This is a genomic window from Massilia sp. CFBP9012 (assembly GCF_034045115.1).
GTDB lineage: Bacteria > Pseudomonadota > Gammaproteobacteria > Burkholderiales > Burkholderiaceae_D > Telluria.
On the sequence record NZ_JAXCWM010000001.1, the window covers coordinates 160,041 to 177,157 of the forward strand.

Consider the following 17,117-nt stretch of genomic DNA (forward strand, 5'->3'; position numbering starts at 1 on the left):
ATGCCGAAGTGGACGCCATCGACCGCGTCGGTGACGCAGCCGTCGGACCTGTCGGCCAACGTGCTGCTGATCGGCTTCGGCCGTTACGGCCAGATCGCCAGCCAGCAGCTGCTCGAGAACGGCTACTCGCTGTCGATCATCGAGAACAGCACCCAGGCGATCTTCGACCTGGAGCCGCTCAGCTTCAAGGTCCATTTAACACATGGTGCGGCTGGCAACGGCACCCATGGCACCTTGAACGCTGCGCCTTGTCATACGGGTGACACGTCCCGGCGCTAGACTGGGACGGTTTCCCGGTGCGGTTGTACACGAAACGGTCGTTCATCCGTCGACGCTGCACTCGGCGGATTTCTTTTTTCAAAGGATGACACTATGTCCACCGTGCAGGCTACCGACCTTTCCCACCGCGTGCAGCGCGACCTCACCGACAGCTACGACGAAGAACTCGAAATGGAGCTCGACGACCGCGACCTCGATCCCGAAACGCTGCTGCCCTCGCCTACCCGCAGCGAGCAGGAGAAGGAAGCCCGTCGCCAGTATTTCCATGAGCTGTTCCGCCTGCAGGCCGAGCTGGTCAAGCTGCAGGACTGGGTCGTGCACACCGGCCACAAGGTCGTGATCCTGTTCGAAGGCCGCGACGCCGCCGGCAAGGGCGGCGTCATCAAGCGCATCGCCCAGCGCCTCAATCCACGCGTGTGCAGGGTGGCGGCGCTGCCGGCGCCGAACAACCGCGAGCGCACCCAGTGGTACTTCCAGCGCTACGTCTCGCACCTGCCGGCAGCGGGCGAGATCGTGCTGTTCGACCGCAGCTGGTACAACCGCGCCGGCGTCGAGCGCGTGATGGGCTTCTGCACCGACGACCAGTACGAGGAATTCTTCCAGACAGTGCCGGAGTTCGAGCGGATGCTGGTGCGCTCGGGCATCCAGCTGATCAAGTACTGGTTCTCGATCTCGGACGAGGAGCAGAACGCGCGCTTCCTGAGCCGCATCCACGATCCGCTCAAGCAGTGGAAACTGAGCCCGATGGACCTGGAATCGCGCCGGCGCTGGGAAGAATACACCCGGGCCAAGGAAATCATGCTCGAGCGGACCCATATTCCCGAGGCGCGCTGGTGGGTGGTGCAAGGGGTGGACAAGAAGCGTGCGCGCCTGAACTGCATCCATCACCTGCTGCAGCAGATGCCCTATGTCGAGGTCGAGCGGCCGGTGATCGCGCTGCCGGAACGTGAATACCACGACGATTATGTGCGGCGGCCGGTGCCGCCCGAGATCATCGTGCCCGAGGTGTTCTAGCCCAAGGCCGGCGCGTAGCCGGCCTTGGGTCGGTCAGAGAAGCAGAGCGACGAATTTCTGTCCAGGAACTGTTCTTTTTGCTAAGCTTCAGTTCGGCTTGCCGCGTGGCGATCCCATCACGCCGGCCTCCTGGACTTGACCGATGACCTTGCAAGAAGACTCTGAGATACCTCTCCCTACGCGGCTGGATGACGACGATGCCGTGCTCGAAGCGTTGCGGCAGCACAGCGTCGGCATGCGCGGCCCGGCCAGTGGACCAGACTGGCAACGTCAGGTGCGGGCCTTGTACCGGCGCGGCATCTCGATCGAGACCGCGCTGCAGTTCCTGTATCACGGGCGCCCGGGCCGCGAGGCGTTCCAGGCCTGGCTGCTGGAACACGGCCGCTCGCAGCCGGCTGCCCCGGATCCGACGGCTTGCGTGGATAACGCCGCGCTTTCGGCGGTGCAGTGGGAGTTCTGGGAACGCCATGGCTATCTCGTACTGCCGGGCGTCGTCCCGCGCGCGCAGTGCGGGGCGGCGTGCCAGGCAATCTGGGACTTCCTCGGCGCCAGTGCCGACGATCCCTGCTCCTGGTATCGCGAGCATCCCGGCAAGCGCGGCATGATGCTCGACTTCTACGACCACCCGGCGCTGGCCGCCAACCGCGCCGCGCCGCTGGTGCGGCGGGTCTGCGAACAGCTGTATGGCAGCAGCGCGATCTATCCGTCCATCGACAAGGTCAGCTTCAATCCGCCCGAGGACGGCGGCTCGCGCTTCCAGGGCAGCCCCTTGCACTGGGATGCAAGCCTGTCCCTGCCGATGCCGTTCCGGCTGCAGGGATTGCTGTACCTCGGCGATTGCGGACCGCTCGATGGCGCCTTCCACTGCGTTCCCGGTTTCCACGAGCGCCTGCCGGGCTGGCTGGCGCAGGTGCCGACGGGGGTTCATCCGCGCGACTGGGCGCTGCGCGACCTGGAGCCGATCCCGGTGCCGGGCCAGGCTGGCGACTTCATCCTGTGGCACCAGGCCCTGCCCCATTGCGCCACGCCCAATCGCGGCCGGCTGCCGCGCATGGTGCAATACCTGACCTACCTGCCCGACACCATCGACCATCAAGCACAGTGGATCTGACCATGAACGACACGACGAACAAGGAGCGAGCCGACGCCGGCATGAACGAGCTTGCGCGCCTGCGCGCGATTGCCCGCGCCATCCTGGCCACCGGTACCGACCTGCACGCGGCCATCGGGCCGGTCCAGGACCTGCGCCGGCTCGCCGAACGCCTGTCCACCATGGAGAGATCGGAGCAACCCAATATCTGCGACGGCGAGAGCTGGCTGCCGTCCGGACTGGCGGTGTCGCCGCTCTCGGCCGCCCAGTGCGCGCACGAAGTGTTGCGCAGCGCCGCCTTCATCCAGGGCGCGTCGCGGGCCATGGAACAGGCGGCAAGGCGCTGCGAGGGCCGTCCGGTGCGGGTGCTGTACGCCGGCTGCGGACCGTTCGCTTTCCTGCTGCTTCCCCTGCTGGCGCTGTGGCCGACGGAGCGGGCGACGTTCACCATGCTCGACATCCATGCCGACGCGCTGGCGCCGGCGCGCAGGCTGGTGGCGGCCCTTGGCCTGGATGCGGGCGTGACGTCCTGGATCCAGGCCGACGCCGCGACGATCCTGCTCGACCCGGCCGCCCTGCCGGACGTGATCGTCAGCGAGACCATGAGCGCGGCCTTGAAGCGCGAACCGCAGGTGGCGATCGCCCGCAACCTGCTTGCCCAGGCCCCGGGCGCATTGATGGTGCCGGCCTCGGTGCGGGTCGACTGCGCGCTGAGCGAACGCCCGGACGCGACCACCGCCTGGCGCGATACCGTCCGCCTGGGGCAGGTGTTCGCGCTGGACGCGGCCGCGGCGACGGCCTGGGACGCCGAAGTGGACGGCGCGCTGCCCGCGGCCACGTTCACCATTCCGGCCGACATCGCGCCGCACACTACGCTGCGCCTGCTCACGGACATCACGGTCTTCGACGGCATTGGCCTGACCGAGGGCGACTGCAGCCTGAACACACCGCGCTACCTGCCGGGCAAGCCGCTGTTCGCCGCCGGCCAGAAGCTGCGCTTCCACTACCGCCTGGGCGCCGACCCGGGCCTCGACTACGCCGTGCTGCCGGGCTGACGGCGCCGATGTGCGGTAGCCGGCACTGTCATTCGGCGGAAATGGCGACCGGCCTGCGCGCCGGCAGCCTTACCTGCGCCACCAGGCCGCCTTCGGGATGGTTGCGCAATTCCAGCCGGCCTCCGTGCGCCTCGACGATGCCGCGTGCGATGCCCAGGCCCAGGCCCATGCCGCCATCGTTGCTGTCGCGCCCATGGGCCAGCCGCACATAGGGATCGAACAGGCTGGCCAGCGCATCTTCGGGCACCCCAGGGCCGTGGTCGCGCACCTCGACCACCACACTGTCCGCTTCCTGGCGCACCGCGATCCCCGCGCGGGCGCCGTAGTACAGGGCATTGTCGAGCAGGTTGCCCAGCGCGCGCTTGAGCGCCAGCGGCTTGCCGCGCACCGTGATGCCGGACGGCTGGTAGCCCACCTCGTGGCCGGCCAGCTGCGCGCTCTTGACCATCCGCCCCAGCAGCGCGTCGAGCCGAATATCGGCCGGATTCTCGTGGATGTCGCTGTCCTTCACGCACTGCAGCGCGCCCTTGACCATCATGTCCAGTTCATCCAGGTCTTCCTCGAAATCGTTGCGCAAGGCGTCGTCGTCGAGCAGTTCGGCGCGCAACTTGAGGCGCGTGATCGGCGTGCGCAGGTCGTGCGAGATCGAGATGAACAGGCGCTCGCGGTCCTCGATGTAGCGGGCAATGCGCTCGCGCATGGCGCCGAAGGCGCGCGCCGTGTTGACGAACTCGCGGCTGCCGGTTTCGGGCAAAGGCGGTGTGGCGTCGTCGTGGCCCTGGCCGACAGCGGCGGCGGCGTCGGATAGCGCCGCCAGCGGCCGTGTGATCGAGCGCACCACCAGCAGGCAAAGCAGCAGCACCACGGCCAGCGACAGCGCCTGCGGCATCAACCGGTCCCAGCTGAACGGGTCGCTGCCGCTCAGGAAGTAGGGGTTGGGCATCAGCGCCGCCATGTACAGCCAGTTGCCCGGTTCGATCTCGGTCTGGATCACCAGGATCGGCGCCGGATCGGGCTGCAGCAGCAGCACGTGCTGGACCCAGGCGTTGGGCAGGTCTTCCAGGCGCACGTCGTGCTCGGCCACCACCAGCCGGTCGGGCCAGGCGAAGGCAAGCCGGAAGCCCGGCGAATTCGGCAGGTCGGCCTTGAGCGTGGCGGCAACCACGTCGAGCGCCTTGTCGGCCAGTGGATGCGGCGCGATCCGCTCGACCGGCACGTAGGCGTGGTTCAGGTTGACGAAGAAGCGCGTGCCGCCCATCTCGCGCAGCTGCTGGATGATGAGCGCACGATAGGCCGGCGGCAGGCTGCGAAAGAAGCGGATCGCGCCGGCCGCGCTGTGCGCCACATACTTGGAGGCCGACTGCGTCTCCACCTGCGACTTGTAGCGCAGCTGGCTGGCCCAGATCGCGCTGGCCGCGATCTGCGTGACGAGCAGGCCCGCCGCCATCACCAGCATCAGGCGTCCCAGCAGCGAGGCCGGCACCAGGCGCCGCAGAAGCCCGTCAGACACTGGACACGCTGACGTCGGCCGAGAACACGTAGCCGGCGCCGCGCACGGTCTTGATCAGCGCCGGCTGCTTGCCGTCGTCGTTCAGGCGCAGCCGCAGGCGGCTGACCTGGACGTCGAGCGAGCGGTCGGTCGGCCCGACGTCGCGCCCGCGCGTCTCTTCGCAGAGCAGGCCGCGATCCAGGACGATGCCGGGGTGCTCGACGAAATACTTCAGCAGCTGGAAATCGAGCCCGGTCAGCGCCACCTGGGCGCCGTCGGGATCGAGCACCTTGCGCTCGGTGAGGTCGAGCGTGAAGCCCACGAAGCGGTAGAAGCGCGCGGCCGGCGTATCTTGCGCCGAGCGGCGCAGGATCGCCTTGATGCGGGCCAGCAGCTCGCGCGGGCTGTAGGGCTTGGCGATGTAGTCGTCTGCGCCCAGCTCCAGGCCGACGATGCGGTCGGTCTCGTCCGAGCTGGCGGTGAGCATGATGATCGGCACATTGGAGCGCTGGCGCACCTGGCGGCACAGCATGAAGCCGTCGGTATCGGGCAGCATCACGTCCAGGATCACCAGGCACAGGCCGTCGGCCTGGGCGGCCAGCGCGGCCAGGAAGCTCTCGCCGTCATGCGACAGGATCACCTCGTACTGGTTCTTTTCCAGGTAGGTCTTGAGCAGTTCCCGGGTCTTCTGGTCATCGTCCACGATCAGTATCTTGCGCACCTGCCACTCCAAGAGGTTTGAGATTGAATAGCCGGAACAGCGCGCCGAGGCGGCGCTGGGCCTGGGACGGCGGCACGCGGTCGTCCAGGAAGAAGCGGTGCACCTCGGCGATGATGGCGTCGCGGCTGGCTTCGTCGAGCGCCATGCGGTGCACCAGGCTGGGCGCCTGGACAGCGGCGCCGCGCGCGAACACGGTCCACGACTGGCGCGCGCAGCTGTCCATGGCGGCGGGATCGGCATCGCGCCGCACCGGCACACCGCCCTTGAGCGCATTGAAGCCGGCCTGCACGCTTGGGGCCACCATCAGCCGCGCCATCTTTTCCTGGGCCGCCATCTGGCGGTAGTCGCCCGCGAACATGGCCAGCGTGTCGACGCTGTACAGGTGATAACCGGCGGTGTCAGGCGCCGCAGCGCAGCCGAAGTCGCGGTCGGGCAGCGCCTTGAACTCGGCCAGCTCGGCCTTGGCCCAGTCGCCCATGATCATCATGCCGGCCTGGCCGCGCGCGAAGCGGCGCACCACCTCGGGCCAGGGACGCTCGTCGATCTCGTCCTGCAGCCAGCCCTTGATGGTGCGCAGGCGCAGCAAGGCCTCGTGGGTGCGGCGGTCCGCCGCCGCGGCCGGGCTGCGCTGCACGAACAGTTCGCGGTAGAAGGCCGGCCCGCTCTCGGCCAGCACCAGGTTCTCGAACAGGGCCGCCACCTGCCAGGCCTCGCTGCTCTGGGCCAGCGGCGCCACGCCGGCCGCGCGCAGGCGCCGCGCCACGTCCTCGAACTGGCTCCACGTCACAGGCGGGGTCAGGCCGAGGCGGGCGAACAGCGGGCGGTTGTAGTACAGCGTATTGACACGATGGATGCCGAGCGGCGCCGCCACCACGTGGCGGCGGTGGACGACGAGCTGCTGGATGGTCGGGAACAGGAAGCCGGCCCAATCGCCAGAATCGGCGACCTTGTCGAGTTCGAGCAACAGGCCCAGGTCGGCCCATTCGGCGATCGACGGGCCGATCAGCTGGGTCACTTCAGGCGCGTCGCCGGCCAGCACCCTGCCCTTGAGGACCTTGCCGGCGCCAAGGCCGGCGCCACCGGGGATGGCGGCGTCCTGCCAGGCGATGCCTTCGTCGGCGAGCCGGGTCGCCAGCAGGTCGGCGGCCTTGCGTTCGCTGGTCGAGGTCCACCAGTGCAGCACTTGCAGGCCAGGGCCGGGGGTGGCGACAGAAGGCGCGGCGGCGCAGGTGCAGGCCAGGGCCAACGCCCATCTCATGACACCAGGCCAGGCCACATTCTTCATCGACGCCATCACCCACGATCCCGCTGAAAGCACCGATTATAACAAGGGCATCAGTGCCGTTCGATACTGGCGACGTGGCCCATCCTGCCGTTGCGATCGAAGGCGGCGGCGCGGATCGTGCCACGCGCCGCGATCGGGCCGTTCACGACCGGGCTGCCCGCATTGGGGATGCTGCCATCGACCGTGTAACGCAGCACCATCCCGGGCAGGACATGGTTCACCTTCACCTGCCCGCCCTCCTCGATCATCCCCGGCGGCGCGATGCGGTAGGCCACCTTCGAGCCGTCCAGGTCGAGACGCGGCAGCACGCGCTGGCCGAGGGCGTTGACGAATCCGGTCCAGGCGGCGCGGTGCAAGACGTCTGCCTTGGCCGGATCGTTCTCGCGGGCCCAGGCCGGATCCGCCGCCCAGCCGCGCTCGGCCACCGCCACCAGGCGCGGCATCACCAGGTAGTCGATGCGCGCCGGGTCGAGCACGGTCTCGACGAACAGATTGGCCTGCAGGCCGCGCACGCGGCGCTTGCCGTAGTCGGTCAGGCGGTCCTTGCCGATGCGCGCTGCCTCGGGCGCGTTCTTGTTGATGTCGAGCGGGATGAAGTCGTGGACGGTGTCCAGTTCAACGTACGCGCCCCAGTTCACGCCATGTTCATCCGGATTGGCGTTGTGGGCCATGTCCATATACATGCGCGTTACCGGCGTCAGCACGATGTCGTAGCCGGCATTGGCCAGGCGGTAGGCCAGGTCTTCGTTGCCGACCGTGTTGTTCCACACATAGGCCGAGAAGCCCCGTTCCGGGAAGCGCGGGTTCGGGATCAGCTTGGGCCTGCCGTCGAGCATCGTCTGGCGCGCGGCCAGCTCTTCCCAGCCCGACATGAACACGCCATGCTTGCGCAGGATGCCATCGACACGGTCGTAGAAATAATCCCACAGGTCGACCACGGTTTCCAGATTGTGCTTCTTCATCATGGCGGCGCTGACTGGCGATTTTTCCCAGGCGCCGTGGGCCAGCTCGTCGCCGCCCATGTGGATGGTCGACAGCGGCACGCCGGCCTCGCGGTGCAGCTTGACCACCTCGTCCACCACGTGTTCGATGAAGGTGTAGCTCGACTCATGGCCCGGGTTGATCACGTTGTCGCCAAACAGCTGCGGCGATTTGTATACCGAGCGGTCTTCGAGGTCGTTGAGCAGATACTTCGCGTAGTCCGGGTCGCCTGCCGCCTTCAGGCGGTGGTAGCGCGATTCCATCGCCTGCACGGCGGCGCGCGCGTGGCCCGGCATCTCGATCTCGGGGATCACCTCGATGTGACGCGCCTGTGCATAGCGCAGGATTTCCTTGTACTCGTCGCGGGTGAAGTAACCGCTGCCGCTGGGGTCCTTCGGGTCGGGTCCGGAGCCATAGGCCGGCTGCAGGCGCACGCCGGGCTTGGCGGCATGGCCGCGCACGGCGCCGATGTCGGTCAGCTCGGGCAGACCGGCGATCTCGAGGCGCCAGCCTTCGTCGTCGGTCAGGTGGAAGTGGAATTTGTTCAGCTTGAAGCGCGCCATCAGGTCGAGCCACTTGAACACGGTGTCCTTGCCATGGAAGTTACGCGACACGTCCAGCATGAAGCCACGGTAGCCAAAACGCGGGGCGTCGACGATGGTCAATTCGGGCAGCGCCGGCGACTTCGTTCCCGGCAGCGGCATCAGGTCGCGCAGCGACTGCAGGCCGTGGGCGACGCCGGCCGCGCTGTTGCCGACGATGGCGATGCCGCCATTGGCCGCGATCGTCAGGCGGTAGGCTTCGGGCGAGGTCTGGCCGGGCACGCTGCCTACGGAAAGGCGCAGCGCGGGGCCGCCATTTGCCGGCAAGTCGGCCGGGAACAAGGAGCGCGCCAGCGCCGCCTCAATGGCCAGGTTCGATGACGCCTCCACCTTCGGCTTGCCCTTGAGCGCAAGCGCGCCCTTCCCGGCGTCCAGCTGCAATGGCGTCGGCAAGACTTTCGGCACCGCAGACGCGGGCAGTAACGCGGCGCGCGCATTACGCTCGTACGTATCCTGCGGCGTCACCAGCGAGTGCGGGCTGTCCTTCACGCCGGCTTGCGGTGGCTGCGCCAACGGCACGACGCTGTAGGCCAGCGCGACGCCGGTATCGGGCGCGGCGTCATACACCAGGTAGGGGCCCGACGGCGCTTTCGACGAGGTGTAGACCGAATCCGAATGCTGGTAGTCGAAGGCGATCGTCTGTCCCGGCGCCAGGCCCTTGAAGCCGGGGCCGGGATACAGGCGGAACAGGCCGCCGGCGATCTGCTCGAGCAGGATCCCGCCCGATTGCACGCCTTTCGGCATGCGGTCGATCGCATTGAAGTACAGCGACCAGCCCTTGGCCGGCAGGGCCTGGGTGTCGCGGTTGGTCAGCGTGAAGCGCGCCGGCGACGTCCCCTTCGGCAGCCGGGCGCCCGCCACGGGGCGCCGCAGCTCCCACTGCAGGTGCAGTTTCGCGCCGCTCGCCACGGCGCCGGCGGATGTCGCCGCAGTCTGCGCCTCTTGCGCTGTCGCCGGCAACGCGAAGGCCATCATGGCCGCCATCAGGGTCGACGCCACGGCGCCGCCAACCATCTTTGTCTTGCCCAAGAGTGTCTCCTTATTGCGCAGATGCGCGCTCGTCCATATCATTTTTGCCCTGGTCGGCCTTGCTCGACCCTGTTCTGCAGCCTTACGGCGCCATCGCTCGGCGCCAGGCTGCCGTTCAATACCTGCGAGGTCACGCTCCACAGTTCGCCTTCCATGCTCGGCTGGCCGCGATTGAGCACCTGGGCGTTGACCCGAATCGTCGAGGCACAGCGCTTGCGCCATTCGGCCATCTGCTTGGCCACCGGGTCGCGTACCGCGATCAGGTGGTGCGACAGGGTGAAGAAGCCGGTGAGGCGATTGGTGTACAGGTCGGCGAATTCCTGCGACCCCACCCAGGCCATGAATCTGTAGGCGTCTTCCTTGTTCTTCGAATTGCGGTTCACGCCCAGCCCCAGGTCCATATGGTCCGAGATGTGGCAGGCGGCGCGATCGCTGGGCAGCGGCGGCGGGAACACGCCCAGCGCCAGGCCCGGTGTGCGGCCAAAGTGCGCGATGTCCCACGAACCGGCCGGATAGATTGCCGCGCCGCCCGATGCGAACCTGGCCTGGCTGGCCGCATAGGTCTGTTTTGCCGCGCCCGCCGGCAGGTAGCGCCCCAGGCGCGCCGTGAAATCGAGCGCGTCGATGAAGGGCTGGTCGGTGAGCTTCGCGCGCCCGGCGATCAGGGCCTTGCGCCCCTCTTCGCCGCGCCAGAAATTCGGGCCGATATTCGTGTAGACGATCTGGCTCGATTCCCACTGTTCGGCCGTGCCCAGCGCCAGCGGCGTCACCCCCGCCTTTTTCAGGACGTCGAGCACGCGGAAGAAGTCGTCCACCGTGCGCGGCGGCTGCAGGTCGTGGCGCCGGAAGATGTCCTTGTTGTAGAAGAAGCCGTGGATGACGGAGGCCACCGGCATGCAGAAGGTGTCCTTGCCATCGTCGGTCTGCCAGGCCACCAGGCTCGATCGGTCGAAATTCTGCAGGCCCGGCTTGCCGTCCAGGCGCTCGAGGTGGCCGCCCTGGTACAGCGCCAGCGACACGTCGAACGGCCGGCATGCGATCAGGTCCCCCGCCGTGCCCCTGGTCAGGCGCGCGCCCAGCGCGGCGTCGTAGCCGGTCGGCGCGCTTGGCGCGAACTTCACCGTGACGTCGGGATGGTGGCGCGCGAAGGCCGGCAGCAAGACGTTTTCCCACAAGGCCTTGTCGTCCACGCGCCAGCTCTCGATCACGAGGGTGCCGGCAGTGGCCGGCAATGCAGCCGCCGCCAGCAGCGCGCCGAGCATGCCGTTCAGGAGTCGCCTCACCCGTGCTGCCCTGCCGCGCCGCGCTTGGCCTTGGGCTCCGCGAACAAGCGCTCGATCTCTTCCAGCGACTTGCCGCGGGTCTCGGGCAGGAAGAAGGTGGCGGTGATGAAGTAGATGGCGGTGCAGGCACCCCAGAACAGGAACATCATGTGGTAGCCGAAGTGGCCGACGATGGGCAGGAAGGCGCCGGCGATCAGCGTGCCCGTGCCCTGGTTGATCAGCAGCGCCACACCCATGCCCACCGAACGGATCCGGGTCGGCATCAGCTCGGACAGGGCCAGCCACACGCACACGCCGGGGCCGATCGAGAACGAGGCGATGAAGAAGGCGATGAACAGGGCCGCCAGCTGGCCGCTGCGTTCGTCCGGCGTGGGGCCGACGGTGGCGCGCACGATCTCCAGGGGCACGCCGGCAGGCAGCCCCTTCGGCGGCTGCACCGATACCCGCTGGGCCATGTACACCCGGCGCGCGGCGTCGAGCGTGGCGCGCGCTTCGGCCGGCAGGCCGGCGATCATCTGCTGGGCCGCGTCCAGCGCCGCCGGGTCGCCGCGGCCGCTCCAGGCGGCGCGGGCGCCGTCGAGCAAGGCGCGCTGGGCTGGCGGCAAGGTCGCCGCCAGCGCCACCTCGCGCGCCAGCACCGCCTGGGCTTCGGCGGTCGGCGTATAGGCTTCGGCCACCTGCTGCGCCTCGCCATACTGATACAGGATCGTCAGCTGCACCGGGCCGGCGGCATTGCCCAGCTTGGCGTCGACCAGGTTGAGGTCGAGCGCATTATCACGTACCAGCGCCGCCACCTCGGCGTGCACGTCGACCCGCTCCGACTCGAAGCGATGGAACAGCAGCGCCAGCAGGCATAGCGAGACCATGATGCCGGCGGTGCCGATCTTGAGCAGGAAGACGCGCCCCTTGCGCTCGACCAGCACGATGGCGCCGACCGTCATCACCATGTTCAGGATCTTGATCGCCGTGCCATGGCTGGCCGCGCTCACCGGATCGAGGCCGGCATGCTGCAGGATGGTCGACATGAACTGCAGCAGCGAGTTGATGCCGGTCGCCTGGTTGCAGCCCAGGATCACGCAGGCCAGCACGAACGGCAGCACATAGCGCCGCTCGGTCAACATCTCGGCCAGGGCGGCGCCGCGCGAGAGCTTGGGGCGCGCGCGTTCTTCGGCCAGCGAGGCCTGGATCTCGTCGACCTCGAACGCGCAGGCGCTGGCCGGACGCAAGCGCCCCAGCACGGCGCGCGCCTGCTCGGTGCGGCCCTTGCGCATTAGCCAGCGCGGCGATTCGGACACGAACAGGCAGCCGAGCAGGAACAGCGCGCCCGGATACACCACCGCCATGAACATGCTGCGCCAGGCGTGGTCGGCGGCCGCGGTCGCGGCGACGGCGTCGCTGCCGGCGGCCTGGATCGCCAGTTCGGCATTGCCCAGGTAATGGTTGCCGATGAAGGCGGCCAGCACGATGCCGGCCGTGAGGGCAAACTGGAATAGTGCAAGTCCGCGGCCGCGCCGGTCGGCCGGCAGGCATTCGGCCAGGTACAGCGGCACCACGACCGCGATCACGCCGCCGGAGAGGCCCTGCAGCAGGCGCCCGAGCAGCAGCGGCACGAAGGATTGCGACAGGTAGATCACCGTGACGCTGCCGACAAACAGCAGCGCGCTCACCACCAGCATCGGCTTGCGGCCGAGCCAGTCTGCCAGCATGCCGGCCACCACCGAGCCGAGGATCGAGCCGGCCATCACGGCCGCCACCACCAGCGACAGCTGGCCCTCGGTCAGGCTGGTGGCCCGGTGCAGGTAGGGCAAGGCTGGATCGATGATCCCGATGTCGATCCCGTACAGCAGCCCGCCAAGGCCGCAGATCGCCGTCAGGAAGAACAGGTGCATGCGTTGCTTGTTTTCGTTGGCCATTCCTTGCCTTCGCCTTGATCTATGCTTCGTGTTCCAGGACCGCAGCCGCGCGGTCTACGGCGCGCGGCTGCTTGATAACTATACATCTACTTCACACGACGGCTTTCCATTACCAGGACGTGCCTACCCGCAGTCCAAACATGCGCGGATCGTTGTAGGACGCCAGTGTGAAGCGCTCGTCCGGGCCGCCGATGCCGGCCCAGGTCTTGGCGCGCTTGTCGAAGGCGTTGCGCACGTACAGCTCCGCATACCAGGGGTAGCGGTCGCCGTCCGGACCGTTCAGGCGCAGCGAACCGTCCACCTGGGCATAGGCGCCCTGCACGCTCGACAGGTGGGCTTCGTCGAGGTTGCGCAGGTTGAAGAACATCTTGTCCTGCCAGCGCGCCTGGACCCACGGCGTCAGCATCCAGCCATTACTGAAGTGGAAGTCCTGCGAGAAGGAGAGGTTCATCGTGCGCGGCGGCGAGTACGGCAGGCGGTTGCCCACCACATTGTATGGACGCAGCTGGGACAGGGAGGTATCCGGACCGGAGTAATAATCCGGGCATGGCGTGATGCCCTGGGCCAGGCGCGAGCCGCAACCCAGGTCGTCGCTGAAGGTGTGGTAGTCGGCCACCTTGGCCGAAAGGAGCGAGGCCGAATAGGTGAGCCGCGCATCTCGCCATGGGCGGTACTGGCCTTCGAGTTCGAGCCCCTTGATGTTGGCGCGACCGATATTGCGGGTCGACCACCAGCTGATCACCGCATTGCAGCCCGGATCGTCTGCGGCGCAGGGACGCTTGTTCTGGCCGACCGTGTGCTGGCCCGTCATCTGCATGTCCTTGTAACGGCTGTAGAACAGGGTGGCCGACAGGGTCAGGCGGTCGTCCAGCATCTTGCCCTTGTAGCCGAACTCCAGGTTGGTGACGGTCTCTGGGCTGTACGGCAGGAAGGAGTACTGCGGGCCGCTCGGGCCGGTGGCGCAGTCATACGGCACACCGTTCGGGTCCAGCATATTGCCGCACAGGTTGAAGCGGTCGTTGAAGCCGCCCGCCTTGTAGCCGGTCGACAGCGAGGTGTAGAACATATTGCGCGCATCGACCTGCCAGGTCAGGCCCAGGCGGCCGGTGGTCTTGCGCCAGGCGTCCTTGTGGTTGCTGATCGAGGCCGCGGCCGGGAAGGCGCCGCTGCCGTAATAGGCGCCCATGCCCGGTAACAGCATGCTCGAATCGATGCCCTGCCAGCCCGGCGTGCCAGGGGCGCCGGGCGTGTACAGGCCATTGAAGTAGTCGGCGCCATAGGCTTCCCAGAACTGTCCGTTGGCGTCCTCGCGCTCGTCGCGGCTGGTGCGCACACCGGCGGTAAAGGTCCATTTTGGGATGAATTCCCAGTCGGCCTGGGCGAAGACGGCCTTCGATTCCGAGATGCGGTGCGGCTGGTGGTAGAAGTTCGCGGTCGGGTAGCCATTGGGGCCGCCGCCACGGAAGTCCTGGCCGTAGTCGAGCGTGTTCTTCTCCTTCATGTAGAACAGGCCGGCCACGTAGCGCAGCTTGCCGAAGTTCTGGCGCAGCTGCAGCTCGTGCACGTCGGACGCGAACTTCGAGTTCAGCGTGTACGTTCCGTTGTCATACACCGGCCAGCGGTCGCCGATGCTGGTGGCGGTGGCGTCCACGTCGGCCTCGATCGGATGGTAGCCGCCGTCGCTGTCCTGCTGCTGGAAGCGGCGCTGGATCGCGTGCGCATAGCTGTACTCCACGTCGGTCTGCGCATTGACGTTCCACACCAGGTTCGAGCGCGCGGTGCGGATCGACATATCGGTGATGCCCGGGATGTTGATCGCCACGCTGTATTTGCCGCCCGTGCAGGCATACGCCGTGCCGGCGGCCTGGTCGCAATCCTTCATGGCGATGTCGCCCGCATCGTTGTTCTGGTAGTTCTCGAACGCCACCAGCCATTGCAAGTTGTTCGTCACCTTCCACAGGCCCGAGATGCGCGCCGCCCACTGGTCGCGGTTGGTGTAGTAGTCGCCTTTGCCCACGTCGCGGTTCAGGCGCTGGTCGGTATCGGGAATGCCGTCGGCGTAGAAGCCCTTCGAGGGCATGTTCACATCGTAGTCGTCGCGCCGCTGGTCGATCCAGCCATCGCGCTTGACGCCGCTGGCGGTGAGGCGCAGCGCGAAGCGGTCGTTGACCGGCAGGTTCTGGACCACCGAGAGCTGGCGCTGGTTGTAGTTGCCGACGTCCAGCATCACACTGCCCTCCTTGCTGCCGATGACCGGCTTGTTGGGGATGATGTTGATGCTGCCGCCAGTGGAATTGCGGCCGAACAGCGTGCCTTGCGGGCCGCGCAGCACTTCCAGGCGATCCAGGTCGAACAGCAGCGCCAGTGCGCCTTGCGGCCGCGGCGAATAGATGCCGGCGACGTGCAGGCCGACAGCCGGATTGCCGATCTCGGTGAAGTCCGAATTGGAAACGCCGCGGATCGCGATCTGCACGCCCGAGCTGCCGTCGACCGCGCCGCCCAGCTGCAGGTTCGGGATGTCGCCGGTCAGCGCCTTGATATTGACCACACCCTTGCGGGTCAACTCTTCCTGGGTCACGGCGGACACCGCGACCGGGGTCTTCAGAAGCGAAGTGCTGTAGCGGGTGGCGGTGACCATCACTTCCTGGATGGAGTCGGGGGCTGGCGGCGGGACTTGCGCCGCCGCCTCCTGCGCCGAAGTGGGCGCGGTCAGCAGCGCCAGGGCGCCTGCGACAGCGGAACTGATCAAGGTCTTCCTGCGGTTCGATTCAAGCATGCTGTTTTCCTTTTGGTAGCGTGACGGTCATGCCGTCATCTCGAGTGATCCCACCTGGCTGTGTGCTGCTGTCGTTTCCACTTTCTTCGTTGCATGTTTTGACAGTAGCACCGTTGCCAAGGCAGGCCAAACGAGGCCACCGGATGCGCCGGAATACTCATAAGCATCTGATTTATATGGGTTTTCCCCTTGGACGATCATCCAGCGCTTACACTTCTTTACGTTGCGCGGGATTTTTCGCCGGGAAATCCCTGAGGCATGGGATTTCAAGCGAGACAAGTATTCAAAACCTTACAATTCATTACAGAGCGCTGTGCCGCAATTGCAACAAGGCGCTCAGAGCTTGACGTAGATGCCGCGCCGGTCCATCGCATACGCCACGATCCAGCAGGCCAGCATATAACCCAGCGCGAACAGCAAGGACGCCAGGACCGGCTCGCTCCAGGGCAGGATCGCCTCCTGGTACAGCCACTGATACAGCGACATGCCACCCACCCGCAGGCGCACCAGCGCCACCACGCCCAGCGTCGACAGCATGTAGATGAACAGCGTGTTCTTGCCGAAGACGTCGAAGAAGTACGTCCCGGCGCGCAGCCCTCGCATGTCGATCGCCCACACCAGCACGGCCAGCAGCGACAGGCTCCAGCCAACGCTGACCACGACGTAGGAGCTGGTCCACAGCTTCTTGTTGATCGGGAGGACGGCATCCCATCCGTGGGCGACCAGGATGCAGGCGGCGCCCGCAGCGAGCAGCGTCGCCACCGTGCGCAGGCCGCGGCCATTGCGCCCGATCCAGGCGACGGCAAGGTAGCCGCCAAGGACGTTGACGACGGCCGGCAAGGTGCTCAGGATGCCTTCCGGGTCGAAGGGCATGCCATCGCCCGTGTACATGTGCGAGGCGCCCAGCACGGCCAGGTCGAGCGTGCGCACGGCGTTGCCGGCCAGGGTGTAGTCACCGAACTGCCACAGCACCCACCAGTAGCCGAGCAGCAGGACCGCGCCGACAGCCAGCGCGCCGCGCACGCCGCCGTAGCGCACGATCAGGGCCGCGACCAGGTAGCACAGGCCGATGCGCTGCAGGACGCCCATGACGCGCACGTCATCGAAGGGGATGAAGACGCCGTCGGACGTGAAGAACGGGAACCAGTACAGCAGGAAGCCGCACAGGAAGATCAGGGCCCCGCGCCGGAATACCGTGCGCAGGAAGGATGCATCGTCCATGGCCGCCAGCTTCTTCATGCTCAGGGCGAGCGCACAGCCCACCACGAACAGGAAGGACGGGAACACGAGATCGGTCAGCGTGTAGCCGTGCCATGGCGCGTGCACCAGCGGCGCATACTGCGCACCCCAGCTGCCGGGCGTGTTCACGACGATCATCAGGGCGAGGGTCAGGCCGCGCAGGACGTCGATCGAAAGATTGCGGGAAGGGTTAGAAGGTGGCATCTCGGGGTTTCCGGGTGACGTGACGGTTTCGACCGTAACACGCGGAAACACCAAGCTGCAATGGCTTCGGTAATGCCGCCTGGATTTCGCAAGTCATTGATTTCAAACGACTCGCGAACCAGGACGACGCTGACGGGCTTACACTTCTTTACAGAGG

12 protein-coding genes are annotated in these 17,117 nt (G+C 67.1%); 4 read left to right on the forward strand and 8 right to left on the reverse strand.

The window, feature by feature from the left end:
- From SOM61_RS00660 to SOM61_RS00675, 4 genes are all read left to right on the forward strand, one after another.
- Window positions 1-279 (forward strand): hypothetical protein, encoded by a 279-nt coding sequence (locus tag SOM61_RS00660; protein ID WP_320472659.1) that lies wholly within the window; start codon window positions 1-3, stop codon window positions 277-279.
- A 93-nt stretch (window positions 280-372) separates the two neighbouring features.
- Entirely contained in the window at window positions 373-1,293 is a 921-nt protein-coding gene (gene ppk2 / locus SOM61_RS00665) for a polyphosphate kinase 2 (protein ID WP_320472283.1), read from the forward strand.
- 142 nt (window positions 1,294-1,435) lie between these two features.
- Complete coding sequence (locus SOM61_RS00670; RefSeq protein WP_320472284.1) at window positions 1,436-2,404, forward strand: phytanoyl-CoA dioxygenase family protein; 969 nt, start codon at window positions 1,436-1,438, stop codon at window positions 2,402-2,404.
- 2 nt (window positions 2,405-2,406) lie between these two features.
- Window positions 2,407-3,438, forward strand: a complete 1,032-nt coding sequence (locus tag SOM61_RS00675; RefSeq protein WP_320472285.1) for an SAM-dependent methyltransferase — start codon at window positions 2,407-2,409, stop codon at window positions 3,436-3,438.
- A 28-nt stretch (window positions 3,439-3,466) separates the two neighbouring features.
- Here the strand turns inward: SOM61_RS00675 and SOM61_RS00680 are convergent, their stop codons facing one another.
- From SOM61_RS00680 to SOM61_RS00715, 8 genes are all read right to left on the reverse strand, one after another.
- A complete protein-coding gene (locus tag SOM61_RS00680; protein ID WP_320472655.1) occupies window positions 3,467-4,894 on the reverse strand; it encodes an ATP-binding protein in 1,428 nt (475 codons plus the stop codon).
- 46 nt (window positions 4,895-4,940) lie between these two features.
- Complete coding sequence (locus tag SOM61_RS00685; RefSeq protein WP_320472286.1) at window positions 4,941-5,648, reverse strand: response regulator transcription factor; 708 nt, start codon at window positions 5,646-5,648, stop codon at window positions 4,941-4,943.
- The gene (locus tag SOM61_RS00690) at window positions 5,620-6,906 is read right to left on the reverse strand and encodes an ABC transporter substrate-binding protein (protein ID WP_320472287.1); all 1,287 of its coding nucleotides are present in this window, start codon (window positions 6,904-6,906) and stop codon (window positions 5,620-5,622) included. The genes SOM61_RS00685 and SOM61_RS00690 overlap by 29 nt, the downstream gene beginning before the upstream one ends.
- Window positions 6,907-6,983: 77 nt before the next feature.
- A complete protein-coding gene (locus tag SOM61_RS00695; protein WP_320472288.1) occupies window positions 6,984-9,545 on the reverse strand; it encodes a family 20 glycosylhydrolase in 2,562 nt (853 codons plus the stop codon).
- A 38-nt stretch (window positions 9,546-9,583) separates the two neighbouring features.
- Window positions 9,584-10,807 carry an ABC transporter substrate-binding protein gene (locus SOM61_RS00700; RefSeq protein WP_320472656.1) on the reverse strand — a complete coding sequence of 408 codons (1,224 nt, stop codon included), beginning with the start codon at window positions 10,805-10,807 and terminating at the stop codon, window positions 9,584-9,586.
- A 17-nt stretch (window positions 10,808-10,824) separates the two neighbouring features.
- A complete protein-coding gene (locus SOM61_RS00705; RefSeq protein WP_320472289.1) occupies window positions 10,825-12,741 on the reverse strand; it encodes an MFS transporter in 1,917 nt (638 codons plus the stop codon).
- A gap of 109 nt (window positions 12,742-12,850) precedes the next feature.
- Window positions 12,851-15,517 (reverse strand): TonB-dependent receptor, encoded by a 2,667-nt coding sequence (locus SOM61_RS00710; RefSeq protein ID WP_320472290.1) that lies wholly within the window; start codon window positions 15,515-15,517, stop codon window positions 12,851-12,853.
- Window positions 15,518-15,853: 336 nt separating this feature from the next.
- Entirely contained in the window at window positions 15,854-16,960 is a 1,107-nt protein-coding gene (locus SOM61_RS00715; protein ID WP_320472291.1) for an acyltransferase family protein, read from the reverse strand.
- Between the last annotated feature and the right edge of the window lie 157 nt (window positions 16,961-17,117).